24 protein-coding genes, 2 tRNA genes and 1 pseudogene are annotated in these 24,356 nt (G+C 58.9%); 13 read left to right on the top strand and 14 right to left on the bottom strand.

What is annotated here, in order from left to right:
* Positions 1 to 100 precede the first annotated feature (100 nt).
* Positions 101 to 1,183: an AraC family transcriptional regulator gene (locus ACYVIA_RS15905; protein WP_460842451.1), complete on the top strand. Its 1,083-nt coding sequence runs from the start codon at positions 101 to 103 to the stop codon at positions 1,181 to 1,183.
* 264 nt (positions 1,184 to 1,447) lie between these two features.
* Complete coding sequence (locus ACYVIA_RS15900; protein ID WP_460842449.1) at positions 1,448 to 2,905, top strand: tyrosinase family protein; 1,458 nt, start codon at positions 1,448 to 1,450, stop codon at positions 2,903 to 2,905.
* 139 nt (positions 2,906 to 3,044) lie between these two features.
* Here the strand turns inward: ACYVIA_RS15900 and ACYVIA_RS15895 are convergent, their stop codons facing one another.
* From ACYVIA_RS15895 to ACYVIA_RS15855, 9 genes and pseudogenes are all read right to left on the bottom strand, one after another.
* The gene (locus tag ACYVIA_RS15895) at positions 3,045 to 4,166 is read right to left on the bottom strand and encodes a DUF294 nucleotidyltransferase-like domain-containing protein (RefSeq protein WP_460842448.1); all 1,122 of its coding nucleotides are present in this window, start codon (positions 4,164 to 4,166) and stop codon (positions 3,045 to 3,047) included.
* Between the two features lie 18 nt (positions 4,167 to 4,184).
* Positions 4,185 to 6,338, bottom strand: coding sequence for a 3'-5' exonuclease (locus ACYVIA_RS15890; RefSeq protein ID WP_460842446.1), 2,154 nt, complete (start codon positions 6,336 to 6,338; stop codon positions 4,185 to 4,187).
* Between the two features lie 114 nt (positions 6,339 to 6,452).
* Complete coding sequence (locus ACYVIA_RS15885; protein WP_460842445.1) at positions 6,453 to 8,117, bottom strand: cation acetate symporter; 1,665 nt, start codon at positions 8,115 to 8,117, stop codon at positions 6,453 to 6,455.
* Entirely contained in the window at positions 8,117 to 8,422 is a 306-nt protein-coding gene (locus ACYVIA_RS15880) for a DUF485 domain-containing protein (RefSeq protein WP_460842443.1), read from the bottom strand. The genes ACYVIA_RS15885 and ACYVIA_RS15880 overlap by 1 nt, the downstream gene beginning before the upstream one ends.
* Before the next feature lie 273 nt (positions 8,423 to 8,695).
* Positions 8,696 to 8,833: pseudogene (locus ACYVIA_RS15875) on the bottom strand (IS3 family transposase); the annotation flags it as partial.
* Positions 8,834 to 8,929: 96 nt separating this feature from the next.
* Positions 8,930 to 9,005, bottom strand: a tRNA-His gene (locus tag ACYVIA_RS15870).
* A gap of 81 nt (positions 9,006 to 9,086) precedes the next feature.
* Positions 9,087 to 9,902 carry a glutamate racemase gene (gene murI / locus ACYVIA_RS15865; RefSeq protein WP_460842441.1) on the bottom strand — a complete coding sequence of 272 codons (816 nt, stop codon included), beginning with the start codon at positions 9,900 to 9,902 and terminating at the stop codon, positions 9,087 to 9,089.
* A 244-nt stretch (positions 9,903 to 10,146) separates the two neighbouring features.
* Positions 10,147 to 11,685 carry a fumarate hydratase gene (locus ACYVIA_RS15860; protein WP_460842440.1) on the bottom strand — a complete coding sequence of 513 codons (1,539 nt, stop codon included), beginning with the start codon at positions 11,683 to 11,685 and terminating at the stop codon, positions 10,147 to 10,149.
* Between the two features lie 25 nt (positions 11,686 to 11,710).
* Positions 11,711 to 12,328, bottom strand: a complete 618-nt coding sequence (locus ACYVIA_RS15855; protein WP_460842438.1) for a YqhA family protein — start codon at positions 12,326 to 12,328, stop codon at positions 11,711 to 11,713.
* Positions 12,329 to 12,612: 284 nt separating this feature from the next.
* On the opposite strand from ACYVIA_RS15855, the gene acs reads away from it, so the two are divergent.
* From acs to ACYVIA_RS15840, 3 genes are all read left to right on the top strand, one after another.
* Positions 12,613 to 14,595 (top strand): acetate--CoA ligase, encoded by a 1,983-nt coding sequence (acs, locus tag ACYVIA_RS15850; RefSeq protein WP_460842437.1) that lies wholly within the window; start codon positions 12,613 to 12,615, stop codon positions 14,593 to 14,595.
* 157 nt (positions 14,596 to 14,752) lie between these two features.
* Positions 14,753 to 14,843: transfer RNA gene (locus tag ACYVIA_RS15845), tRNA-Ser, on the top strand.
* Between the two features lie 825 nt (positions 14,844 to 15,668).
* Positions 15,669 to 16,022 (top strand): CzcE family metal-binding protein, encoded by a 354-nt coding sequence (locus ACYVIA_RS15840; RefSeq protein WP_460842435.1) that lies wholly within the window; start codon positions 15,669 to 15,671, stop codon positions 16,020 to 16,022.
* Positions 16,023 to 16,062: 40 nt separating this feature from the next.
* On the opposite strand, the gene ACYVIA_RS15835 is transcribed toward ACYVIA_RS15840, so the two are convergent.
* On the bottom strand, positions 16,063 to 16,350 hold the full coding sequence (locus ACYVIA_RS15835) for a hypothetical protein (protein ID WP_460842434.1): 288 nt from the start codon (positions 16,348 to 16,350) through the stop codon (positions 16,063 to 16,065).
* A 65-nt stretch (positions 16,351 to 16,415) separates the two neighbouring features.
* Here ACYVIA_RS15835 and ACYVIA_RS15830 point away from each other — a divergent pair, with 65 nt between their 5' ends.
* Positions 16,416 to 16,712 carry a DUF378 domain-containing protein gene (locus ACYVIA_RS15830; protein ID WP_460842432.1) on the top strand — a complete coding sequence of 99 codons (297 nt, stop codon included), beginning with the start codon at positions 16,416 to 16,418 and terminating at the stop codon, positions 16,710 to 16,712.
* Positions 16,713 to 16,820: 108 nt separating this feature from the next.
* Here the strand turns inward: ACYVIA_RS15830 and ACYVIA_RS15825 are convergent, their stop codons facing one another.
* Positions 16,821 to 17,099: a WGR domain-containing protein gene (locus tag ACYVIA_RS15825; protein WP_460842430.1), complete on the bottom strand. Its 279-nt coding sequence runs from the start codon at positions 17,097 to 17,099 to the stop codon at positions 16,821 to 16,823.
* Between the two features lie 391 nt (positions 17,100 to 17,490).
* On the opposite strand from ACYVIA_RS15825, the gene ACYVIA_RS15820 reads away from it, so the two are divergent.
* The 7 genes from ACYVIA_RS15820 to ACYVIA_RS15790 all read left to right on the top strand — a co-directional run bounded on the left by ACYVIA_RS15820 (position 17,491) and on the right by ACYVIA_RS15790 (position 22,365).
* Positions 17,491 to 17,751: a hypothetical protein gene (locus ACYVIA_RS15820; protein ID WP_460842428.1), complete on the top strand. Its 261-nt coding sequence runs from the start codon at positions 17,491 to 17,493 to the stop codon at positions 17,749 to 17,751.
* 70 nt (positions 17,752 to 17,821) lie between these two features.
* On the top strand, positions 17,822 to 18,031 hold the full coding sequence (locus tag ACYVIA_RS15815) for a hypothetical protein (RefSeq protein ID WP_460842426.1): 210 nt from the start codon (positions 17,822 to 17,824) through the stop codon (positions 18,029 to 18,031).
* 291 nt (positions 18,032 to 18,322) lie between these two features.
* The gene (locus tag ACYVIA_RS15810; protein WP_460842425.1) at positions 18,323 to 18,877 is read left to right on the top strand and encodes a hypothetical protein; all 555 of its coding nucleotides are present in this window, start codon (positions 18,323 to 18,325) and stop codon (positions 18,875 to 18,877) included.
* Positions 18,878 to 19,090: 213 nt separating this feature from the next.
* Positions 19,091 to 20,518: an amidase gene (locus ACYVIA_RS15805; RefSeq protein ID WP_460842423.1), complete on the top strand. Its 1,428-nt coding sequence runs from the start codon at positions 19,091 to 19,093 to the stop codon at positions 20,516 to 20,518.
* Entirely contained in the window at positions 20,518 to 21,057 is a 540-nt protein-coding gene (locus ACYVIA_RS15800) for an AAA family ATPase (RefSeq protein ID WP_460842421.1), read from the top strand. Before ACYVIA_RS15805 ends, ACYVIA_RS15800 begins: the two co-directional genes overlap by 1 nt.
* Before the next feature lie 152 nt (positions 21,058 to 21,209).
* A complete protein-coding gene (locus tag ACYVIA_RS15795) occupies positions 21,210 to 21,398 on the top strand; it encodes a hypothetical protein (protein WP_460842419.1) in 189 nt (62 codons plus the stop codon).
* A gap of 49 nt (positions 21,399 to 21,447) precedes the next feature.
* Entirely contained in the window at positions 21,448 to 22,365 is a 918-nt protein-coding gene (locus ACYVIA_RS15790; protein ID WP_460842418.1) for a hypothetical protein, read from the top strand.
* A gap of 75 nt (positions 22,366 to 22,440) precedes the next feature.
* Here ACYVIA_RS15790 and ACYVIA_RS15785 read toward each other — a convergent pair whose 3' ends face one another.
* The 3 genes from ACYVIA_RS15785 to ACYVIA_RS15775 all read right to left on the bottom strand — a co-directional run bounded on the left by ACYVIA_RS15785 (position 22,441) and on the right by ACYVIA_RS15775 (position 24,280).
* Entirely contained in the window at positions 22,441 to 22,932 is a 492-nt protein-coding gene (locus ACYVIA_RS15785; protein ID WP_460842416.1) for a thermonuclease family protein, read from the bottom strand.
* Positions 22,933 to 22,943: 11 nt separating this feature from the next.
* Positions 22,944 to 23,306 (bottom strand): hypothetical protein, encoded by a 363-nt coding sequence (locus ACYVIA_RS15780; RefSeq protein WP_460842414.1) that lies wholly within the window; start codon positions 23,304 to 23,306, stop codon positions 22,944 to 22,946.
* Positions 23,307 to 23,380: 74 nt separating this feature from the next.
* Positions 23,381 to 24,280, bottom strand: coding sequence for a YihY/virulence factor BrkB family protein (locus ACYVIA_RS15775; RefSeq protein WP_460842412.1), 900 nt, complete (start codon positions 24,278 to 24,280; stop codon positions 23,381 to 23,383).
* Between the last annotated feature and the right edge of the window lie 76 nt (positions 24,281 to 24,356).

Raw genomic sequence — 24,356 nt, 5'->3', positions numbered from 1 at the left:
ATGACAAATGCACGTTCATCGAGAGGAAAACATGACATATTCGTCGGCGATCGATTTGGTACGTGGCATCAAAGCCCGTCTCGCGAATTTTGGATTTGACATGGACTCGCTGTCCAGACAAGTCGGTCTGGACGAAAGCGACTGCATTGCGGACGACGCATTGACGCTGTCGGACAAGCTCAGTCATTTATGGGAAGTGGTCACGCAAGCCTCGGGCGATCCTTTGCTGGGACTGAAAGTGGCTTCTCCGCAGCCCTTGGACAAGTCTGGCCTGATGGGGCACATCATGCGGGCCTCGCCGGACGTCAAGACTGCCATCGAAAACCTTGTCCGCTACACACCGCTGGTATCGCCTGCGGTGAACAGCACGCTGGAGCGATCTGGCGACCGGACACGCGTTGCGCTTCACTTGCCCGGTGGCCAACGCCGCGTGCCGCAGCAGCATTACGACTTCGTGTGGTGCCTTGTGCTGCGTACATTGCGCGAGGCGGCCAACCGCCCGGATCTGAAACCTGTGCTGGTCACGTTCGCATTCCCGAAGCCCGAGAAGGATCAGGCGTACAGGGAGGCATTTGGATGTGAAGTGTTGTTCGGCATGACGGACAACACCATGGAATTCGCCGACGCCGACCTGGTATCGCCGATTCAGACGGCAAATCCGATGGCAGCGGACTGGGCATTGCGCATGCTTGCGGATCTCGCCCAGTCGCAGCGCAACTGGACGCTACGGATGCTGGCCAAGCTGGAGCAGACCCAGCGTCCCAGCACCAGCTTCAGTGCAAAGGTGCAATGTCTGCTGGCCAGCATGCTTGCGAAGGGTGAGCCGCAGCGTGAACAGGTCGCAAAGCAACTGATGGTCAGCGAGCGTACGCTTCAACGCAGGCTTTCAGAAGAAGGGACCAATTTCACCAAACTGGTAGATGACACCCGTCGCGAGATGGCGCAGCAGTACCTGAGCAAGGGCGAACTGTCGCTCAAGAAACTCAGCTTCCAGCTGGGCTTTTCTGATCCGAGCGCTTTTTGTCGCGCATGCAAACGATGGTTTGGCCGCTCGCCCAAGCAGCTTCAGCAGGGAACCGTGGCGCTGGACCTGGCAATCGCATCGCCCGGACAGCAAGGAGAGGCGGCGGCGTCCGGAGGGATGAAAAAAGCAGAGGGCGCGTTTTACTTCAAGGCGAGTTGATGCCGATGTCATTCAACTTGCTGAAGGCCTTTGGATGCTCGACGAAACTTGGAATGGACGAGGGTAGCGGAAGGAGACGATGGAGGGACGTGAAGTTGGGCATTACGCCTACGATGAGCTAGCCGCATATGATGCATGGAAATCTCTTTTATTTTTCGCAAAACCCTTGCAGATATTGCGTCGTGGGTACTATTCAGAGGTATATAAATAGCAAAAATAATTTTTATACCTCCTCCGGAGCTATCTAACGTCTCAGGAGTACTCATGTCTGCAAAAAGAATTAACAGGCGGGACTTTGTTAAAACGTCCCTGTCTGCGTTAGCTGTTTCGTCGATTCCTGCTCCCTTCGCCTTTTCCCAAACTACCATTCGTTTCCGCCCCGAGTGGCGGGAGTTCAGGGCAAGCCCAAACTACTCGTCCTTCATTGATGCGATCCGCATTATGCGTGCCAACACCAATGGGAACGACAGGTCGAGCCTTCGGTACTGGAGCAATTCCCACATCAATTACTGCCCCCACGACGTTGCGTACTTCCTTGCATGGCATCGAGGGTATCTTTTCTATTTCGAGGAACAGCTTCGTATCGTTTCGGGGAACAGCAATCTTGTGCTTCCCTATTGGGACTATTATAGGTATCCAACCATTCCGCCGGAATTTACGGATCCGGCAAGCGGCAATCCATTGTATGTGCGACGAGTTAACACGAATGTCTACAATGCCCTGTCGCTAGCTCCGTTTGGTCCAACGGTATGGAATTTCGAAAGGGGGCGATCTAACGCCTTCGAGCCTCAGATCGAATCACGGCCGCACAATCCTGTGCACAACATCATCGGCGGCGTCATGACAACGCTGGAGTCACCGATGGACCCGATCTTCTACCTGCATCATGCAAATATCGATCGTCTCTGGCATGCATGGGCAATGCCAGACGGAAAAGGTATTCCATGGGTGAACTCGCCTTATTGGACCGGAAGTTTTACTTACGGGCCGAATCTCACAATACGGCGGTCGCAGTGTTACCACCCCAACCGCGTCGGGACAGACTATGCGGACGTCACGCCGCCGTCATCTCTTCCACCACAAGCAGATGCCGGCCGGATTATGCGGGTACAGGCGCAGCAGGGAGGCGGGAACGGTGTGGGCCGCCCGGCAGCTGGTGACTTCCCCGCCATACCTGCGCGGCCGATAGGTGCAAACCGGCGCTCGCTGGGCGGAGCACGAGGCATTGCCCTGTCGGAGAGGTCAGTCAGTGTGCGTGTCCCTCTGCAGGCCGCCGACGCTCAATCACTCCAGGGTATCGCTGCAGGCGGAGGCAGCCTGCAGTACAAATCGGCGCAGATCGTGCTCGATGATGTCCGTCTCCTCGGTGCCGGCAGGCTGGGGGGGTACTTCTACAAGCTATATCTCAATATGCCGGAGGGGAGTGCCGGAGCGGCCGCACAGGAGAAGTACCTGCTAGGCACGGTTGGTCCATTTGAGATAGCGTCAGCTTCCCATCACGGCAACGGAGCGACGTTAAGGTTCCCGGCGACCGAAACTGTGGCGCGGGCGGTATCCGGTGCACCGCGGGAGCTTACTGTTTCGCTTGTACGCGTTGACGGACAGAACTCACCAAGAGGTCAAGTTGTTTCGGTCGGCGAACTCAGGGTCGAGGTGTCGACTGAAGAGCCTTTCGATACCACCCCGCTGATCCGGAAGCCGGCGAACGAGCCGTACCGTTAACTTCGGTGCGAGGAGCCGCAGCAAGGACGAAAGCCCGACCAAGGTCGGGCTTTTTCGTTTTCACGAAGAAGCGTTGAAAAGGGCATTGGACTGCACGCAGCAGTTCACCTTGTGAGCGCGTCTTTTGCTCGTGGCGGCTTCAATAGATGTTGGCGCTGCCCGGGTAGTCGAGGGCCAGCCGGTGCTGCAATGCCTTTGCTTTTCGAAGTGCGTCAATCAGGCTGGAGCGATCAGCGCGCGACAGCTTTGCCGGCTCGACGAGGTTGTGCATTTTCTGGCCATGGCGATAGCTCTGCTGCTGGTTTTTCAGGCGAAGCTGCTGGATAAAGTAGAACGCCTTGATCCACTGTTCCACGTCACCGGGGTGTAACCGGTGTGCCTTGATGGCAAGGCGAAAGCGCTCCGCCGTGTTGCTTTCATGGGCGCCGCACGCGAGGCCGTAAATGCGGGCCGCATCGATGAAAAGGGTGGCAGCATTGAGCTTGAGGTCGATCGTGCCGCTTTGCGCGCCTTCTTTCTCGACATTGATCCTGCCGAAAAAGCCAAGCGGCACCGGCCGCTGTAACGCATTGGCCGCCATCTGAAACAGGAAGCGGCTGTTCGTCGACGCTTCCCGCGCAAGCCAGTCTGTCAGTTCTTCGGCCAGTTCGTGGGCACCGTGCAAGGGACGCAAGTCAAAGAAGATGCTTGCGTTGAGCAATGCCTGCGGATCGCCCTCGATAATCCAGTTGCGAAAGCGCTCCTTCCATTCCATCAGGCTGAGACACCATTGCGGATTGCTGGCCATGACTTGTCCGGTGCATAAAGGAAAGCCGCAGGTATCCAGTGCGTCGTTGATGCGTCCTGCCAGCGGTAAAAGCAACGTACGGACAGTATCGGGCGCAAGTTCGGAGGTGAAGATAATGCCGTTGTCCTGATCGCTGGACAGGGTTTGTTCCTGTCGGCCTTCACTGCCCAGGGAAATCCAGCACCAGTTCACGCCGCTCATTGCCGCATCCGCGGAAACGACTTCGATCACGCGGCGCGTCAGCAAATCGTTCAGCATCGAAATCAGCTGCGTCATCGGCTCGGCGGCCTGCACTTCTTCGACAAGATGATGGACGAGTGTCTGGATTTCGTCAGCCGAACGCCGCAGGCTGGCAATCTCGTTCGCCGCAGAGATGCTGGAAAGCGCCTGCTGCAACGCCATGCTGAACAGGCGCCCTGCCGGCGAGTCCGGATTCAACAGGGAGTCCGGCCACAATTTGATTGTCTCGTGCATAGAGAGGAAGCTCTTCACTCAATAGCGAAGGCGTGCGTACGCTGTCTGCTGTACCGCTTCGCGTGCCTGCTTCAGGGTAAAGATGCCTTTCTCGGCAAGCAAGGGCAGCATCTTCAGGAACACTTCACCCGTAACCAAGGTGTCGCCCAGCGCAGTGTGGCGGCCGACGACATCGACGCCGAAACGCTGCGCGATTGCATCCAGCGAGTGGTCCTTCTGATGCGGATGAACAACCTGGGACAGCAGCAGCGTGTCGAGCACGGGCTGGCTGAAACGCACGCCGGTCTGCGCTTCCTTCATCTGCAGGAACTTCATGTCGAACGCGGCGTTATGGGCGATAAGCACGGTGTCCTGCGCAAAGCGATGGAACTGCGGTAGCACTTTTTCGATGCGCGGACGGCCTTTGAGCATCGCATCTGTGATGCCATGGACGGCGGTCGACTCGGGGCTCACCAGCATGCCGGGTTGCACCAGCTGGTCGAAGCTTTCCTGCGCCAGCAGGCGGCCATTGACGATGCGCAGCGCGCCGATGGAGATGATTTCGTCGCCGCCGGACGGGTTCAGGCCTGTGGTCTCGGTATCGAAGACGGTGAAGCTGAGCTGGGCAAGGGGACGCTCATCCAGCGCGGTTTCCCAGGAGGCCTGGCGGAACAGATCAAAGTCGTAGAATTCAGGCCGTCCGCGCGGCTTGACCGCCAGGTTGAGCGGTGCGCGCGGCTCCGCAAGCGGCAGTGGGACGCGGTAACTTGACCTCGCATTCGGCGCATCAAATACGTACGTTGCTTCACCGTCCTTGCTCCCGAATACGGAAGACATCGTCCGGCTCTCCTTCCCGAAGGCCAGCGGAAGCGGCTCGGTTTCCCACAGGCGCAGCGCGCTGGCAGGAAGCGCAGAGCCATGCCAGCGCAGTTCGAGATACGCCTGGCCGCCATCGCGCATCAGCCTCAGCCCGAGCACGTCTGCGTGTTGCCCCTCTATCAGCCGATGGACCAAGTGGGAGAGTGCCGCAATGAACGCATAGCTGTCGACTTTTACCCAAAGGTCGCCATCGACTTCGTCCTGCGCATCGTCGGCGAAGTCGACCGCGTCGATCCGGCGCTTGAGCAGCGACAGAAGATCCTTGCCGCGCATTTCTTCCTGATGCCATCGACGGATCATGTCGCTGGCATTCTGATGCGCGGTGATTTCAATGCGTCGCGCGAGACGCTTCGATTCGTCGATGATGGCGGCAATGCACTGTTGCCGCTCTTCTTCAATCATGTCAGGAAAGTCCTGCATGTTCTCGGCAATGCCGAACACATTGTCCAGCGTTGTACTGACGTCATGCGCCAGCAGCTGTTGAAGCGCGTCGCGCTGTTTGTCTGCCTCGACGGCCCGCGTGATGTCCTCAAGCGTCAGCACGAAGCCGTTCAGCATGCGAAAACTATCGAGGACAGGCGCCATTTGCGCCCGAACGATCTGGCCCTGCCCAAGGGTAGTAACAAAGCCGGCCACCGCATTGGCATTGTCGGTCGGGTACTGCATCTGGTACTGGATCTGCTCCAGTGCATGAATGATCAGGCTGCGGTCGAGCACGGCAAACAGCGACCTGCCGAGGCCGACGACCGATCCGCTCGAGCCATTGCCCTGTCCGGCATCGAGCAACTGTCGTGCGCGCGTGTTGTAGAGAAGGATCGTGCCTTCGATGTTGCACACCAAAACGCTCTGCGCCAGCTCCGACATCAGCGCGGCGAGACGGTTCTTTTCTTCCGCCAGCGCGCGGTGTGCATTGTCGATCTTTGTCTCGACATCCTCATGCAGCTGCTGCAGCGTGGCGGCGACTTTATTGAGTTTCATGCCCAGCTCGCGTACTTCTCGTGCGCCTTCCGGCGCGATGCGGTGAGCAGGGTTGCTTGTGAGCAGAATGGCTTCTTCGGCGAGGCGCGCCATCGGATCGAGATAACGGTCGATCAGGAACTTGAGTGCCGTGCCTTGAGCCGTAATCAGCATCAGCGAAAGAAGCGCGAACAGCCCGATGCGCTGCGACAGCAGCTGATCGAGCAGCGCGCGCTGCGGCGCGTCGAGATCGATGCGGACGGCGAGGAAGAATGCGCCGACAATCGCCACCTGCGTGGCGAACAGGAGCGCCAGAATCAACCAGAAGCGGTACCTGCTAAATACTTTACGAATCATTCGGCATTCGGTGAATCAAGTCTTTCGATAAACATCGGGATGCGTTGCCTCTCCCGGCGCCCCATGAAAAAAGCCCCGGGAATCGCTCCCCGGGGCTTTTTCGGTCAAACATGATTAGTGACCGGACGCGGCGGCCGCACCAATGCCGGTTTCGGAGCGCACCTTCTGCGCTTCGTAACCCAGCTGGTCCTGGCGGGCCCGCTCGCTGTTGTCGAGGATCGAGAACAGCCAGATACCGACGAAGCCTGCGGTCATCGAGAACAGGGCAGGCGACGTGTACGGGAAGATCGCTTCCTTGTAGCCGAACACGTCAACCCATACGGACTTCGATACCACGGTCAGACCGACGGCCGTGATCAGGCCGAGGAAGCCGCCGAGCGTCGCGCCGCGTGTCGTGCAGCCTTTCCACAATACCGACATGAACAGTACCGGGAAGTTGGCCGAGGCAGCGATCGCGAATGCCAGCGACACCATGAACGCGATGTTCTGCTTTTCGAACACGATGCCCAGCACCACAGCGATGATGCCGAGGACGATGGTCGTCGCACGGGAAACACGCAGTTCGTTTTCGCTGGTGGCCTGGCCTTTCTTGATGACGGTTGCATACAGGTCATGCGACACAGCCGAAGCACCGGACAGCGTCAAACCTGCCACCACAGCGAGAATCGTGGCGAACGCAACGGCGGAGATGAAGCCGAGGAAGACGTTGCCGCCGACAGCGGTCGCGAGGTGGATAGCGGCCATGTTGTTACCGCCGAGGAGCTTGCCCGCTGCATCCTTGAATTCCGGATTCGTGCTGACCAGAACGATCGCGCCAAAACCGATGATGAAGGTCAGGATGTAGAAGTAAGCGATCCATGTCGTTGCCCAGAACACGGACTTGCGTGCTTCCTTTGCGCTCGGGACGGTGAAGAAGCGCATCAGGATGTGCGGCAGGCCGGCGGTACCGAACATCAGCGCCATGCCGAACGACACGGCAGAGATCGGATCCTTGATGAAGGTGCCCGGGCTCATGATGGACTCGCCCTTCTCATGGATTTCGACCGACTTCGCAAACAGCGCTTCCGGGCTGAAGTTGAACTGCGCCATCACGACGAAGGCCATGAAGGAAGCGCCGGACAGCAGCAGGATCGCCTTGATGATTTGCACCCAGGTCGTCGCCGTCATACCTCCGAACAGCACGTACACCATCATCAGCGTGCCGACCAGGACAACCGCAATCCAGTATTCCAGGCCGAACAGCAGCTTGATCAGCTGGCCTGCACCGACCATCTGTGCGATCAGGTAGAACGCCACCACGACCAGCGTGCCCGAAGCAGCAAACGCACGGATTGGCGTCTGCGAGAAGCGGTATGCAGCAACGTCCGCAAACGTGAAGCGGCCGAGGTTACGCAGGCGTTCCGCCATCAGGAAGGTGATCACCGGCCAGCCGACGAGAAAGCCGATCGAATAAATCAGGCCGTCATAACCGTTCAGGAACACTGCAGCGGAAATGCCGAGGAAGGACGCGGCCGACATGTAGTCGCCGGCAATTGCGAGACCGTTCTGAAAGCCGGTGATGCCACCGCCCGCCGTATAGAAGTCGGCTGCAGATTTCGTCTTTGCCGCAGCCCACTTGGTAATGAACAGCGTGAAGATCACGAACACGCCGAACATGGAGATTGCAGTCCAGTTCGTCGCCTGCTTTTCAGCCTGGCCGAGGTCGGCGCCTGCTGCGTATGCAGCACCTGCGGCTGCAAGCAGAGCCAGGGCGGAAAGAGTGTGCTTGAGGGCCCGCATTACATCACCTCCTTGCGGATCTCGGCGGTGAGCTCGTCGAACTCGCCATTCGCACGACGCACGTAGATTCCGGTAATGACGACCGTGAACACGATCACGAACAGGCCGATCGGAATGCCCCAGGTCGTCACGCCTGCGCCAACCTTCGCGCCCAGCAGCTCCTTGTTGAATGCCACCAGCAGGATGTAGCCGTAATACGCAATCATCATCACCAGCGTCAGCATCCATCCGTAAGAGGAACGAGTGGCAACCAGCTTCTGGTATTTCGGATTGGATTTGATTTTATGAACAACGTCGTCTTCCATTTTTTCGCGTCCTAGATTTGAGGGGGAATGTAATTTTTAGTGAGGCTAGGATATGCGCGCTGTCTTACTCCGCGCTTACCGATCAATATTTCTTTGTTCGTTGACTGATCGATCCCATCGGCCGACGAGACGATGGATCAACGGTGCGAATGAAATGCGTTTTCGCGAACGAGTGTTCGCAAGTGAGAAGGGTGTAGCGTTGAAGCAGAGGAGGGACGAAGGAGGGGCGCCTATCTATATTGAACGGCGCCTGACTGGTCAGTCAGGACGGGTCACGGTCGAGCGGCCTTGAATTCCGTACCGCCGCTGCGCCTGCTTGTACGTCAGCTCGCCTTTTTCCACCTCGTCAACTACCGCCAACTTAAAAGCCAGCGCGTAGTCCCGCTGCGTACGCTTGATCCCTCTGTCCATTTGACACCTCCAAAAAAGTGTCAACGCATTTCAGGACGGGTCACGGAAAAGAAAAAAGCCCAGTCCTGTTGAACTGGGCTTTTTAAATGAATGTCTTGGGGTGGCCGATGGGACTCGAACCCACGACGACAGGAATCACAATCCTGGACTCTACCAACTGAGCTACGGCCACCACTGAAACGGCTTGCCGGATGTGACATCAGGCAAGCCCGTAATTATACAAACTTAACTGTGAACTGGCAAATGCATTCTGTCAGGCACCGCTTGCGAGCGTTGAAACCGGCGGATCCAGGGCCAGCAGCCGGGAAAATGCAGTGCGCAGTGCGGTGTCGCTGCCGGTGGTGAAGCCGGCGACCGTCCCCGGACCTTGTTTGCGGAGCAGCCCGCGCTCGGTCAGCAGGCGGGCCAGCTGGCGCGCGACCGGTTCTCCGGTGTCGACGATCGTGATCGGCCGGGAGGTGAGCTGCGCTGCAATTTCTTCGATGAGGGGACGTACGAACGGATAGTGTGTACAACCCAGGACCAGCGTGTCCACACCTTGTTCGACGAGAGGTTCGAGGTATTTACGTACGAGCACGGCGGTTTCGGCAGACTGGAGTTCGCCCTTTTCGACCTGGTCGGCAAGGCCGATACATGGTTGGGGCAGGAATCGGACGCTGGTCGTTGTACTGATCTGTTCGCGCAGCAGATTGAATTTTTCGCTTGCCAGTGTGCGCTGGGTGGCGAGTACACCGACGACGCCGCTTGCGGTGAGCGCTGCGGCAGGTTTGAGGCCGGGCTCCACGCCGACGACCGGCAGCTCGGGATACTGTGCGCGCAATGCCTTGATCGCTGCTGCGGTGGCCGTATTGCAGGCGACGACCAATGCCTTCGCACCGTGCTGGGTCAGGAAGCCCGCGATGGCAAGCGAACGTGCCACGATTTCGCTTTCCGGCTTGCCACCATAGGGCGCATAGCCGGAATCGGCGAAGTACAACAGTTGCTCATTTGGCAGGCAGGCATGGATGTATTTCAGGACCGACAATCCGCCGATGCCGGAATCGAAAACGCCGATGGGATGGTCTGACATGGGGGAGGGCATTGTCCTCGGATGAATGTGTTCCTCAATGCGCGCTTGGCGGCGAGGATGCAACGGATCAAGCCGCAATTTTACACTGGTGCAACGGCTTGCCTGTGTCGGGTATGTAGACGGAAGGTGGGCACGGGAAGCGGTGGAGTGCAATAAAAAAACGGGCCGCGTTGCGGCCCGTTCTGCATTACACCAGCGAAATCGCGCTTGAATTTCGCGCTTGATTACCGCTGTTGCACGTCACTTAAGCGCTGGTCACTGCCACGTCGAGCAGCTTGCCGGAGGCGATACGCTCGGCCCATTCCTGCGGGCCGGTGTTATGCACCGAGATGCCGTTGGAGTCGACAGCAACCGTAACGGGCATGTCCTTGACCTCGAACTCGTAGATCGCTTCCATGCCGAGGTCGGCAAAGCCGACGACCTTCGCCGACTTGATCGCCTTGGACACCAGGTAAGCGGCGCCGCCGACGGCCATCAGGTAAGCCGACTTGTGCTTCTTGATTGACTCGATGGCAACCGGGCCACGCTCGGCCTTGCCGACCATGGAAATCAGGCCGGTCTTCTCGAGCATCATGTCGGTGAACTTGTCCATGCGGGTGGCAGTCGTCGGGCCTGCCGGGCCGACAACTTCGTCACGCACCGGATCAACCGGGCCGACGTAGTAGATCACGCGGTTGGTGAAGTCGACCGGGAGTTGCTCGCCCTTGGCCAGCATGTCCTGGATGCGCTTGTGTGCGGCATCACGGCCGGTCAACATCTTGCCGTTCAGCAGCAGGGTCTGGCCCGGCTTCCAGGATGCAACTTCTTCCTTCGTCAGGGTGTTGAGATCAATGCGCTTGGACTTCTCGGTATCCGGCGTCCAGCTCACGTTCGGCCACTCAGACAGTGACGGCGGCTCGATGTAGGCCGGACCGGAGCCGTCGAGCACGAAGTGCGCATGGCGGGTGGCGGCGCAGTTCGGGATCATCGCGACCGGTTTGGAGGCGGCGTGCGTCGGATACATGTTGATCTTTACGTCGAGCACGGTGGTCAGGCCGCCAAGGCCTTGTGCACCGATACCGAGTGCGTTGACCTTGTCGCACAGTTCGATACGCAGCTCTTCCAGCTTGTTCTGCGGGCCGCGCTTCTTCAGTTCGTACATGTCGATGTCGTCCATCAACGATTGCTTCGCCATCAGCATTGCCTTCTCGGCGGTGCCGCCGATACCGATGCCGAGCATGCCCGGCGGGCACCAGCCTGCGCCCATCGTCGGCACGGTCTTCAGCACCCAGTCAACCAGCGAGTCGGACGGGTTGAGCATGACGAACTTGGTCTTGTTCTCGGAGCCGCCGCCCTTGGCAGCAACCTGCACGTCAACGGTGTTGCCGGGCACCAGCTCCATGTGGATGACGGCTGGTGTGTTGTCCTTGGTGTTCTTGCGGTCGAACTGCGGATCGGCAACGACGGAAGCGCGCAGCACGTTGTCCGGATTGTTGTAGCCGCGGCGCACGCCTTCGTTGACTGCGTCTTCGATCGAGCCTTTGAAGCCTTCGAAACGCACGCCCATGCCGATCTTCAGGAACACGTTGACGATGCCGGTGTCCTGGCAGATCGGGCGGCGGCCTTCGGCGCACATGCGCGAGTTGGTCAGGATCTGCGCGATCGCATCCTTTGCTGCCGGGCTCTGCTCGGCCTCGTACGCACGCGCGAGGTGCTGGATGTAATCCACCGGATGGTAGTAGCTGATGTACTGCAGCGCGGCGGCGACCGATTCGATAAGGTCTTCTTGCTTGATGATGGTCATGATGAATGTCTGCTTAGGCTAGGGGTCAGTGGGAATTCTTTGCATCCTGCGGGCCTGCCATCAGGCGGTCGCATGCGGCAATGGCCATTGCCGACAGCAGGAAGGTGATATGGATGCCGGTCTGCGCGATCAGCGTCTTTGAATCATAGGCATTTGCATTGATGAAGGTCTTCAGCAAGTGGATCGACGAGATGCCGATGATCGCAGTGGCCAGCTTGACCTTCAGCACGGAAGCATTCACGTGCGACAGCCACTCGGGCTGGTCGGGATGATGTTCCAGGTTCATCCGCGAAACGAACGTCTCGTAACCGCCAACGATCACCATGATCAGCAGGTTCGAGATCATCACGACGTCGATCAGGCCGAGTACCACCAGCATGATGATGCTTTCGGTGAGCTTGGTCGGCTTGGCCGCGCCCTCGATTGCGACGGCGTTGATGATGTGCTCCAGCGCAGCCTGGTTGCCCAGCGCGGCGCCGATCAGGTCGACCAGCTCGACCCAGAAGTGATACACATAGACGCCTTGCGCAAGGATCAGGCCGATATATAGTGGCAATTGCAGCCACCGGCTCATGAAAATCAGGTTGGGTAACGGACGGATGGGACGGGATGCTGTGGTGATGCTTTTTTCGTTGGATGACATGTCGTCGGACTGTTGAATGCAGAAAAAAAACCCCGCCATTTTACACGCGCGGAACGCTTCGTTTGCGTGGATTCTGATGATGCAATAAACGCAACGGCAGTGACAATTCTCAAATCTGCGCACGCGGGAGGTGCGATAACAATTCAACCATGACCGTGTCGCGGCGGGACGATTTGCGGCTCGGCGTACCATGCCGCGCCGCTTGTTTAAAAGGCATGTGTAAGGCTTAAGTAAGTGAAACAGCTTACCTTCTTCCCCATTCCATTCCAATGCAGGAGACTCCCATGTCCGAATCCGATAGCCTCAAACAGGAAAACCGCATTTTCAATCCGCCGGCCGACTTCGTGAAGAATGCGACCATCTCCGGCATGGAAGCCTACAAGGCGATGTGCGCCGAAGCCGAGCGCGACTACGAAGGTTTCTGGGCCAAGCTGGCAAGGGAAAACCTCGAGTGGAAAAAGCCTTTTACCAAGACGCTCAATGAATCGGATGCGCCGTTCTACAAGTGGTTTGAAGACGGCGACCTCAATGTCTCCTACAACTGCCTCGACCGCAACCTCACCAACGGCAACGCCGACAAGACTGCGATCATCTTCGAGACGGATGACGGCAAGGTTACCTCCATCAGCTACAAGGACCTGCACGCACGGGTTTGCCAGTTTGCCAACGGCCTGAAGTCGCTCGGCATCAAGAAAGGCGACCGCGTCGTCGTGTACATGCCGATGTCGATCGAAGGCATCGTCGCCATGCAGGCTTGCGCCCGTATCGGTGCAACGCACTCGGTAGTGTTCGGTGGCTTCTCCGCCAAGTCGCTGCAGGAGCGCATCATCGACGCCGGCGCCGTGGCTGTCATTACTGCCGACGAACAAGTGCGCGGTGGCAAGCACTTGCCGCTGAAAGCCATCGTCGACGAAGCACTGGGCATGGGCGGTTGCGACACGATCAAGAATGTCGTCATTTACCAGCGCACCGGCGGCAATATCAATTTCGTCGCCGGCCGTGACCTCTGGATGCACGACGTCGTCGCCAACCAAGGCACGACCTGCGAGCCGGAATGGGTTGGCGCCGAGCACCCGCTGTTCATCCTCTACACGTCCGGTTCCACCGGCAAACCGAAGGGCGTGCAGCATTCGTCCGGCGGCTACCTGCTGTGGGCGATGCTCACGATGAAGTGGACGTTCGACATCAAACCGAGCGATGTCTTCTGGTGTACCGCCGACATCGGCTGGGTCACCGGCCACACCTACATTGCCTACGGCCCACTGGCTGTGGGTGCAACGCAGATCGTCTTCGAAGGCGTGCCGACCTATCCGAACGCCGGCCGATTCTGGGAAATGATCCAGCGCCACAAGGCAACGATTTTCTACACTGCGCCGACCGCAATCCGCTCCCTGATCAAGGCTGCCGACGCGGACGCCAACGTGCATCCGAACAAGTACGACCTGTCTTCGCTGCGCCTGCTCGGCTCCGTCGGCGAACCGATCAATCCGGAAGCCTGGATGTGGTACTACAAGAACGTCGGCCGCGAGAATTGCCCGATCGCCGATACCTTCTGGCAGACCGAGACCGGCGGCCACATGATCACCCCGCTGCCGGGTGTCACGCCGATGGTGCCGGGTTCCTGCACATTGCCGCTGCCGGGCATCATGACCGCCGTCGTTGACGAAACCGGCCATGACCTGCCGAACGGGCAGGGTGGCATCCTGGTCGTCAAGCGTCCATGGCCGTCGATGATCCGTACCATCTGGAATGATCCGGAGCGCTTCAAGAAGAGCTATTTCCCGGAAGAGCTGGGTGGCAAGACCTACCTCGCCGGCGACGGCGCAGTGCGTAACGAGAAGACCGGATATTTCACCATCACCGGCCGCATCGACGACGTGCTCAACGTCTCGGGTCACCGCATGGGCACGATGGAAATCGAATCCGCGCTGGTCGCCAATCCGCTGGTGGCAGAAGCTGCTGTGGTCGGCAAGCCGGACGAAACCACCGGCGAATCGATCTGTGCCTTCGTGGTCCTGAAGCGCTCCCGTCCGACCGGCGACGAAGCCAAGCAGATCGCAACCGAACTGCGTAACTGGGTGGCCAAGGAAATCGGCCCGATCGCCAAACCGAAGGAAATCCGTTTTGGCGACAACCTGCCGAAGACCCGCTCCGGCAAGATCATGCGCCGCCTGCTGCGCGTGCTGGCCAAGGGCGAGCAGATTACGCAAGACGTATCAACACTCGAAAATCCTGCAATCCTGGAGCAGTTGAAACAAGCGCAATAAGCGGCGATATAAAGAGGAGACAAGAAAAGCCGGCGCGGCCACAAGCTGCGCCGGCTTTTTCGTTTTCTGCATTTTTTCTACTGCAACATGAAAACTTGCAATGGTCGCGAAGATCTTTGCTATAATGTGCGGCTTCGCGAAGGCGAACCCGAATCCAGGAGAGGTGGATGAGTGGTTTAAGTCGCACGCCTGGAAAGCGTGTATAGGTTAATAGCCTATCGGGGGTTCGAATCCCCCCCTCTCCGCCAGTAATGACAAGGCCTCCAGAACGGAGGCCTTTTTATTTGCGCTATAGATTCAGATTGCGCTATTCAAACTGCAGTATCTCTTCTTACTGGCACATCAGTCGAAATTGCTCAGAGCGTGCTTTCGCTTTCTCTTGGGCAATCCAATCTTGCGTCGCTGCGTGTTGCGGTTGTCGCGCCATCGAGTCTAAGTGATCTATGTGAGCCGAAATGGCGTCACATGTGGCCTTCTTGCTTCTGTGCTGAGGGCTAGGCGGCGGAGGCAAGGGATTATCGTAGGTGCGAGTTGTCGTTTGACCGTTGCGTGTCGTGGTGCGTGTAATCGACCTCCCGGGAACAGCATTCGCCCAGTTCTCGTCCCGGATGCGGTTCATTGTGTCCGTGACGGTATCTCGATCTGGGGAGACGACGCCTGCCGCATGATGCAATTCAACTGGTCGACGTACAGCGTTATGTGGGCATTCTTCATCAGAGTAAATCGTCTTGCCGTTCACAACGCATTTGTTAATTTGTTGCCCAAAAGCGGCTAGTTGTGCGGAGGCGATTAACCCAAGGAATGTGAGGGAATAAAGTAAGCGCATACGGTAACAATTTCCTATGTGCATCAAAGGATAGAGGTGACGTGTTTATTTGTCTATTCGGATGATTGCCGGAGCGCTTTGACGAATTCTGGTTTTCTTTAAACAAGAGATCGCCTGCCTGCAATCTCGTGTCAACAACGTAGTTGCATAGCGGCTGAGCGGATGGCTTGCTGTGAGGCGCTGACGAACGGACGCGACGACGGCGATGTCCAAATGCGGTGCTGCCGACTTAAGGAGAGGGCAGAAAATGAAGCCGCGCGTCACTACCTTCATATTCGCGATCGCGTTGTCCGCTTGTGCTTACCTGCCGGCCGAACGGCCGATCGCGTTGCTTGGCGACCCCGCGCCGCCGGCTTCTGCCTCGACGACAATTGTCATCGAACCGGGCACCAGATGGGTCAATGTGACCGGCGGCGATATTGTTAACTTCGTGGTCGGCGGGAAGTCATTTGCCTGGGCATTCAATGTGGCGAAAGGCGTTTCGTCGTTCGAGTTGAACCGGGTTGCGCCACCCAACATGCTCGACCATCGAGTAGACGTCTACGTAGCACCGGATCCGCGGTATATCGGTGGCGGCGGCAACGAGCGTGACGGTAGTTGATGACGCGGGCGGCGACAAGGTTGCCTGCAAGCCACTGACGTCAAGTCGAACGGCGGCGGTCGCCTCCGGCAACCAGACTTTTCGCATTGTCGGCGTCGAAAGAAGCGACGTGCATGGCTCTGCTGCTCATGTCCAGGAAAGCAGCTGACAGCACTCCGGAGAGCGCCGCTGGGGTGTTCCCTCCCCATACCATTTCATTGATGACTGTGACGTCATCGAAGCGGATCTCCACAGTGACCCCCATTGATCTTGCGGCCAGAACGCACGCCTTCAGCATGCCGTCGGCACACCAGACAAACAGGCACACACCTTGCGTAGCAATCGACACAGTGTTCCGGAGCGATGTGCAGCATCGATTCCGGTCTTTCACTCACTTTTGCAAGGAGTTATGCCATGGCAAATACGATGAATCCGAACATGACCGAACGGCGCCACATTCCGGATCGCCGCAGCCATGCAGTGTCTTCCGGCACGCATGCCAAGCGGATGGGAGCGGTGGACTGGATCGCAATGACACTGTTGATCATTGGCGGGTTGAACTGGGGGCTGGTCGGCCTGTTTGATGTCGACTTGGTGGCGACGTTGTTTGGTGAAGGCTCCGGACTGTCGCGCGTTGTGTATATGCTGGTGGGATTGTCGGCCCTGTATTCGATCTACACCGCCAGCAAGATGTCGAGCAATCACAGATAGGGAAACGGTGCGGGTCGCATCGGCGAACGCCGGGTCGCTCTATCGCGTCGGGCCACAGGGAAGCGCCTCTACAGCGGTCCCGTCCCGCCAGGTTTGAAAAGGGATGGGTTACGCCAGGCCGACCAGCGGCGCGCGCATCCGGTAGCCGACTTTTTCACGGCGTTTGCTGATTGCCTGGAGCAGGGCGAGTCCGGCTTCGAAGGAATCGACGTGCGTGATCCGGCTGCCCCTGAGGTTGCTGTGCTTGCCGCCCCAGGAGCGGGTAACGCTCCATTGGTCGAACAGGTCGCGGTCCAGTGCAATGCTATAGGTGCGGTTGTCCGAGGTGAAGTCGAGGCGGACGGGATGGGGAATGGACCGGGTTACCGAATCCGTCGGATCAATCATTTTTTCGGCGTTTCAGAGGGTTGTTCGGGTAGGCGTTCGTGGCGCATGACGCAAATGGCCGCAATTGGCGACATTCTTGCTTGAGTACTGGATACGTCGCGAGGAATCGGGAAGCCGTCGTTCCCTTCCGTGCCGCGTTGCGTGCGCTGCAATGGATCGAGATTTTACGCAAGCGCAATTCGTCGCAGGGAAAAATTATTTTTTCCTGCCTCACAAAAACTGCAGTAACAGGAAGGATGCTGTGTGCCGGTGCCGGCATGGCGCCTGGCAAGTGATGCGCACGATGGAGCCAGTGTGCGTTCCATAGGCGATCAAATTTATACCTCAGCCGGTACGGCAAGCAGTCCGCCTGCCGGTAATACAAATACATATATATGTCGAAGGAGACAGAATGGACTCCGCAGAAATTCTTGCCCAGATCAAGTCCCTCGAAACAGCGGATATCGATCCGGACAATGTTGCAGAGATCTTCGCCCATACCGTGTCGCTGATGTCCGGCTATATCACCGAAGCCGATCTACGGCGGCTGATCCTCATTGGCGCGGCGATGTATCGCAACAGCACCCGAAAAGCCGGGGCAGAGCTTCAGATGCCGGTAGCAGAGGGGGCGGTGATGGAACCGTTTGCCGGCGGCAAGGACTTCCTGCACTGAAGTTTGTTTGCGTCGCGAGTGGATGTGGCGCGGTCGTTGTGACAAGATGTTCCAATATCTGGCGGACAACATGAAAACAACGATGAAGGAAACCTGTCCATCTTGCGGCGAGAACGAAGGGGTGCCGCTCGTGTGGGGCTCCCCGAGCAAGGCGCAGTGGGAGGCTTTCCAGCGCAACGAGCTGGTATTGGCCGGATGCATGATGCAGCCTTTCAGCGGTGGTGAGCCCGACCATGCTTGCCTGAAGTGCAGTTATCGCTGGGTTTCGCAGGATCGCTAGCAACACTGCCGCTTGGTGCTGCAACATTTGCAGCGTGAATGTGGGGACTGATCACCGGGTTCGCCCGAACTGCGGGCTAACTTCCCCCTCCGCGCTATCCCGATATTGCGCATCAGGTGAAGAAGTTACAGGGATCGTGCTCTCAGCTTGCACCTCCCGCCCGCTGCTTGCTCTCCCACGGTCGTTTTGCGGCACCAGCTTTCTGGCATGGCTTGTGCAATCTCAAATGCCTCTCCGGACACCAATGCATGACCTTGCCGCGTGTCCCGTAGTGTTTGTAGAGGTGCAATCATGCGCAGCAGTTTTATTCCTGCGTTATCGCTTTTGCTTTCTTCGTGTGCTGTCGTCACGACGTCTGGTACGGAAGAGGCGGTCTATTTCTCCGACAAGGAATCAGGTAACGGCCAAGCACATGCGGTGTTGAAGCCGCACAACGACCTGCCGATGACGATTGAATTCTCCTGTCCGGACAAGCTGGCAACCGCGATGACTTCTGTCTGGGTTCCGTTTCCGCCGGTTCTTCCGGTGGGCTTTGTCAATGAAAAACTGTCGTACCTGCGCATTACCGTGCCGCAGGATGCCGGTTATGCGAATGCGCAGATTCGCGTGACGACCCAGCAAGGGCAGCCTGTCCCGATGTTGGCAGAGCCACAATCCAGGCGCGTCGGCAAGGATAGCGGAGAGGCGCAGCTGACCTACGTACTGAAGCAGGACTGCGAGACACTGGACGGCGGCCTGCTGGAAGTGGCCGGATTCTCATACAAGAACAGGAACTATCCGGCGATCGGATCGCGACTGCACTTCGATTCCCGCCTTAAATTGAGAATCGGCCCGGGCATTGCCTGACGCCGCACGAATGGCATCCTGTTCCTGCCGGGAGCAGCCCTTGCCGCCGGAATGTGGTGGAGATTCCCGATGCGTCTCCATGCAGGCGTCATGCCGAAACCTCCCAAGGCCCTCCCAAGGCGCGCAGGGTGACTGCGGCTTGCTATTTGTCCATGCAGGCTGAGCCCGGGAAATGTTATCTTGCAAGAAAAGAACCATTCCCGGAGGAGACCAATGGACCGTGCCATTCTCGACATGGATGCGACGACGCTGGTGGCAGAAATCAAGGCCGGTACGCTGTCATCGCTCGACGCGACCAACACCTGTATCGCCCATCTGCAGCGCGCAAATCCGCATTTGAACTGCCTCGTCGAAGATCGTTTTGACGCAGCACGCGAGGAAGCCGCGCGCGCCGATGTGCTTCGTGCGCAAGGTCAAGTTAGCGGCCGCCTGTTCGGTGTGCCGATTTCGATGAAGGAGGCGTTCGACGTGGCCGGGATGAAGACGACCGGCGGGCTGCTGCACCGGCGCGCGCATCGGGCAACGCAGGACGCGCAGGTGGTTGCAAGGCTCAGGCAGGAGGGCGCAATCATCCTGGGCAAGACGAATACGCCGACGCTGTGCTTTTGCCAGGAGACGGACAACAAGCTGTACGGGCGCAGCAACAACCCTTGGGACCTGTCGCGCACGACGGGCGGCTCCAGCGGCGGCGAGGCGGCGCTGATTGCCGTCGGCGGCGCGGCCGTGGGACTGGGCTCGGACATCGGAGGATCGATCCGCTTCCCGGCACACTTCAATGGCGTAGTGGGCTTTCGCTCGGGGGACAGGCAGGTGCCGCAGGATGGCCATTTCCCCTTTGTCGAGAATCCATGGCAGGCGCGCATGCTTGGCATCGGAGCGCTGGCGAAATCGGTGGATGATGCCGAACTCCTCAACGCCATCATTGCCGAGCATCCGGCTAAGGCTGTTGATGCAGACGCCTTCGGCATCGTCATCCCGCCCGCGCATGCGTCCTATCCGCTGGACCGTGCGTCCAAGGGGCTGCTGGACGAGGTCCGTGGCTTTTTCCGGGAGCAGGGCGGCGTTGCCGAGGATGCGCCGCCTCTGTTCGACAAGATGGCCTTGTGGTGGCAGCAGGTGATGTCGGTGGATGGTGGCGCCGGCATCGCGCGGCTCGCCTTCGACAACGATGCGCCGCGCCCGTGGGCCGAGTACCTGAAGGAAGTGACAAGAAATCGCTCGTCCTATCACCGCTACCTCACATGGGCCTTGATTGGTGCGTCGATGTTCCGGCCATCGGGGAAGAAGTGGTCCGCGCTGCTTGCCGAACTGGCAGAAGCCGATGCCGCCATGGCGCGTTATCTGCACAAGCGGGTGCTGGTGCTGCCGGTCTATCACAGCGCGGCGCTGCCGCACGGCGGTGTCTATGGGGAGATTTTTTCAATACGCCGCCGCTTCCTGAAGGTGATGCCCTATGTGGCCATGGTCAACGTACTCGGGCTTCCCGCGCTCACTGTCCCGGTCGGCAGGGACGAGCGCGGCATGCCGGTTGCGGTGCAGCTGGTTGCGTCCGTGGGAAACGAGCAGGCGCTGTTCCACGCCGGCAGGAAGCTTGAAGCGCGCTTTGGCGGCTACGATCGTTGCACGGCGTATGACGGCTGATGATGAAGGCGGCCGGGCTGAACGCCGTACATCAGCCTGAACTCGTGCAGCTGGCCGTATCCAGGACATATCGAGCGTGGCGGGGGCGTATGGAAGCGGTGATCTTCATTGGCATTCAGGGCTCGGGCAAGAGTACGTTCTACCGTGAGCGCTTTTTCGACAGCCACATCCGGATCAACCTCGACATGCTCAAGACGCGCCATCGTGCCCGATTGCTGGTTGATGCCTGCGTCAGGGCGCAGCAGCGCTTCGTGGTCGACAACACGAACGTGCTGCGTATCGAGCGGGCGGAATACATCGCGCGGGCACGGGAAGGCGGCTTCCTCGTGCAGGGCTACTTTTTCGAACCGGTGGTCGAGCGTGCGCTGGCATGGAACCAGCAGCGCCACGGCAAGGCGGTCGTTCCCGTGAGGGGCGTGCTCGGCACCCTGAAGCGCCTCGAGCGTCCGCTGCTGCAGGAAGGTTTTGATTATCTCTACCGGGTGCAAGTGGACCCGGCCGGGCGTTTTATGGTCGAGGCATGGACGCCGCCTGACTAAGGTGTCCATGCGCATCAAACATCTGTCTCTTGATGACACGAAACCCGACTTCAACAGCCTTTGTGTCGCCTCAATCGCTGAAAGCGCCCAGCTCCTACGCTGAAAGAGCGCGCGGCGTGGCCGCGCATGCAACCGTCACGAATGATGCCCCTATGCCACACATGGATCCGCCGGAGAAGGCGAAGGAAAAAGTCAGGGAATACATGGAGCGCCGCCAGACTGAGCGCCGGCAGAATGCACGCATGCCATTGCACGACCCGGAGCAGATCCGGAAGGAAATCGGCTGGGATATGGTGGAGCGGCGGCACAACGACCGGCGAAGACACGAGCGCCATGGCTGATTGACCCGCACGGCAAGCTTCCCCTGGATCACTGCAGCTGGAGAAAACAATGACAAAAAAAGCCGCATGGCTGACGCTCCATGGCATGGGCGAGGCCGACGACAACTACTTCGTCGAACTGAAAGCGGGTGTTGCCAACCGCCTCGGCACGGGGATGGCGGACCTTGCTTTTCGGGCCGTCAATTACCAGAAGTCCTTGCAGCAAAATCAGGAAGAAGTCTGGCGACGCATACAGGAGCGGTCATTGCGCTTCAAGGAGCTGCGCCAGTTCTTCCTGTACGGCATCGCGGATGCGGCCGGGCTGGAGAATCGCAAGGAAATGGACGGCTCGGTGTACGAAGATGCGCAGGTCGAGATCGCCCGCCATCTGTTGAGCGCACGGCGCGAGATGCAGGGAAACGGCCCGGTGGTGGTGATTGCGCAGTCGCTCGGCGGGCAGGTGTTTTCCAGCTATCTGTACGATGCACAGCGGGCGGAGGAGGCCGCGCGCAATCCCGGCATACCTGGTCCGCAGGCGGGCATCTGGAAGAACCTCGATGCATTCATCGCACGCATCAGCGACAACGGACAGCCGCTCACCGATGCGGAAAAATGGTTCCTCGCCGGGAACACCGTTGTTGGTCTGGTGACGACAGGATGCAATATCCCGATCTTCGTCGCCGCGCACAAGCAGATGCATATCAAGCCGATCAAGCCGCCCACCGCGGGATTCCGATGGTTGAACCTGTACGACCGGCATGACCCGCTCGGATGGCCGCTGCAGCCGCTGCGTGGTGGATACGAAACGCTGGTGGAAGATCACGAGGTCAATGTCGGACGCGGCATCCTCGGCTGGGCAGCCAGCTTTACGCCGCTGTCGCATACGGCCTACTGGCAGGATGACGACGTGATCCTGCCGCTGGCGAAGATGCTCGAACAGGTGCTGGAGAATCCTCCGGCGTTTGCCAATCCGTTCTTGATTCCGTAGGGACCGTGCCCGCAGGATTGGAATCTACCGGCAACTGCGTCAGCTGCCTACGCTCAGGGAAAAAATACTCTGGAATCACCTGTCGATAGCAATGCCCCAAATGCCAATGCCTTTGGAGCGTGCAATCTTCTCCAGCGCAGCATAGTGGAAGGGCGCATCGGGCAGCGCCACCGCCCATCCCCGCTGCAGCATCCATTCGCTCAGGTCGTCGTTGCCCGCCTTGCAGCTTGCGTTGATGCTGCCGTCGGCATTCCTGCTGCGTGGCTGGCACCGGACGAAGTCCCCGGACACTTTGAATTCGAGCGCCAGCGACGCGCGCGTACCGCACGGTATCGGACGGATGAAGGTATTGCAGGTGCGGTCTGTCGGCGGAACGTAGATGCCGAACAGGCGAACCCGCTGGCCGCCCACCGTCATCGAAGCATCTTCATGTACAAAGGCAAAACTGGAGATCTCCTGCTGTGCCAGTGCATCGGCGAAAGGTGCAAGAGCTGTCAGGATGAAGGCAAGCATCACTGGCGCAGCCGGCAGTGCGCTTCTGCGATGCAGATGCGTTTTGCTCGCCATGTCGCCGGGGTTCAGGACAGCGTGCCGCCACCCTCCCGCGCACCGAACTTGCCGGTGATGTCGGATGCTCGATGAAATTGCTCATCGTCTGCGGCGTCGACAGTCAGCAGGTAGTTGCCGCGCCATGCCACCTCCTGACGGCCCAGTCCTTCATTCGGATCGTCTCGGTCCAGCAGGGAATCGAGCGCACTGCGATCAGTGTCGTTGTCCGCATCCTTGTACTCCAGCGCAAAATTGCCCTGGACCGGGCCGGCCTCATCCGCGTTCGAGCTCAGATGCACGCAGTCAGAGGAGAAGCCCGAAGCAAGCAGTGCATTGCGTGCGTTTTCCGCGTTGGCCAACGTGTCATAGACTCTCACCAGGGTATTGCTCATCGTTATCCTCCGTCGGTCGTGGTTCCAGGCATCAATCTGACCGCAGCGAGAACAATAAGTGCGAATGAAGGGCGCTAGTCGGTGCGGAACGCCTTGATCGGCGCATCCATTTCGCCCCTTGCGGCACGCTCGTACTCCGAGATCACCTGTGCGCCCAGCAACAATAGCGTCGCCGCAATCTCCAGCGTCAGCAGCACTGCAATGGCGGTTGTGAGCGAACCATAGACGACATTGACTTGCGACAGCGTGGCGAAATACCACACCAGAATGTGGCGTGTCAGTTCCCACAGCAGGGCCGCGCTGATTGCACCGATCAACGCATGCTGCAGCGACAGGCGGCCGACCGGCATCACCAGGTAAACGGACGTGAGAAGAAATATTTCACCGCCCAGGCCGAGCAGGTAGAGCAGGGCGCCGGAAATTTCGTCGAGCGCCCATGTCCGGCCGAAGATGCGCAAGCTTTCCTCGCCCATCGCCTGCAGGCTGCCCGCAACCAGTGTTACCAGCAGCAAGCCAAAACCCAGCAGCAGGATGTAGCAGTAGGGCAGTATGGCCGAGACAAGGAAGTGCCGGCGGTGGATGGCAACGCGGTGGTAGAAGATGACCGACATCGCGTTTTCCAGCACGGTGAACGCGAGCGAGCTGAAAAATATCATCGTGCCCAGCAGCACCCAGCCGATGACTTCGCGGTGCTCCAGGAAGTTCGCCAGCTCCGCAACGATGGGTTTCGACTGCCCCGGTATCAGCCACTCGAGATAGATGGCAATCGTCGCCAGCAACTCGGCCTCGTCAATGACATGCGACAGCGCAATCGCCGTCAGGATCAGCAGAGGGACGATGGACAGCAGCGCATAGTAGGCGACCGCGCCAGCCAGCAGCAGACCCTGGTTGGCACGGAAGGACTTTAGCGTGCGCAGCGCGAATGCACCCGGATTCTTCAGGATCTCCTGCGCGTGCGGACCAATCAACTGCATGAGGGAACGGAAGTAAGCAATGCAGGTAACACGTTTCTGTCGGCGTTACTGTTGGCCATCAGCATGGACTCCTTCA

The organism is Noviherbaspirillum agri, from assembly GCF_054780595.1.
The sequence above is the reverse complement of the archived record's forward strand: the minus strand, read 5'-3'. Positions and strand labels throughout refer to the sequence as shown.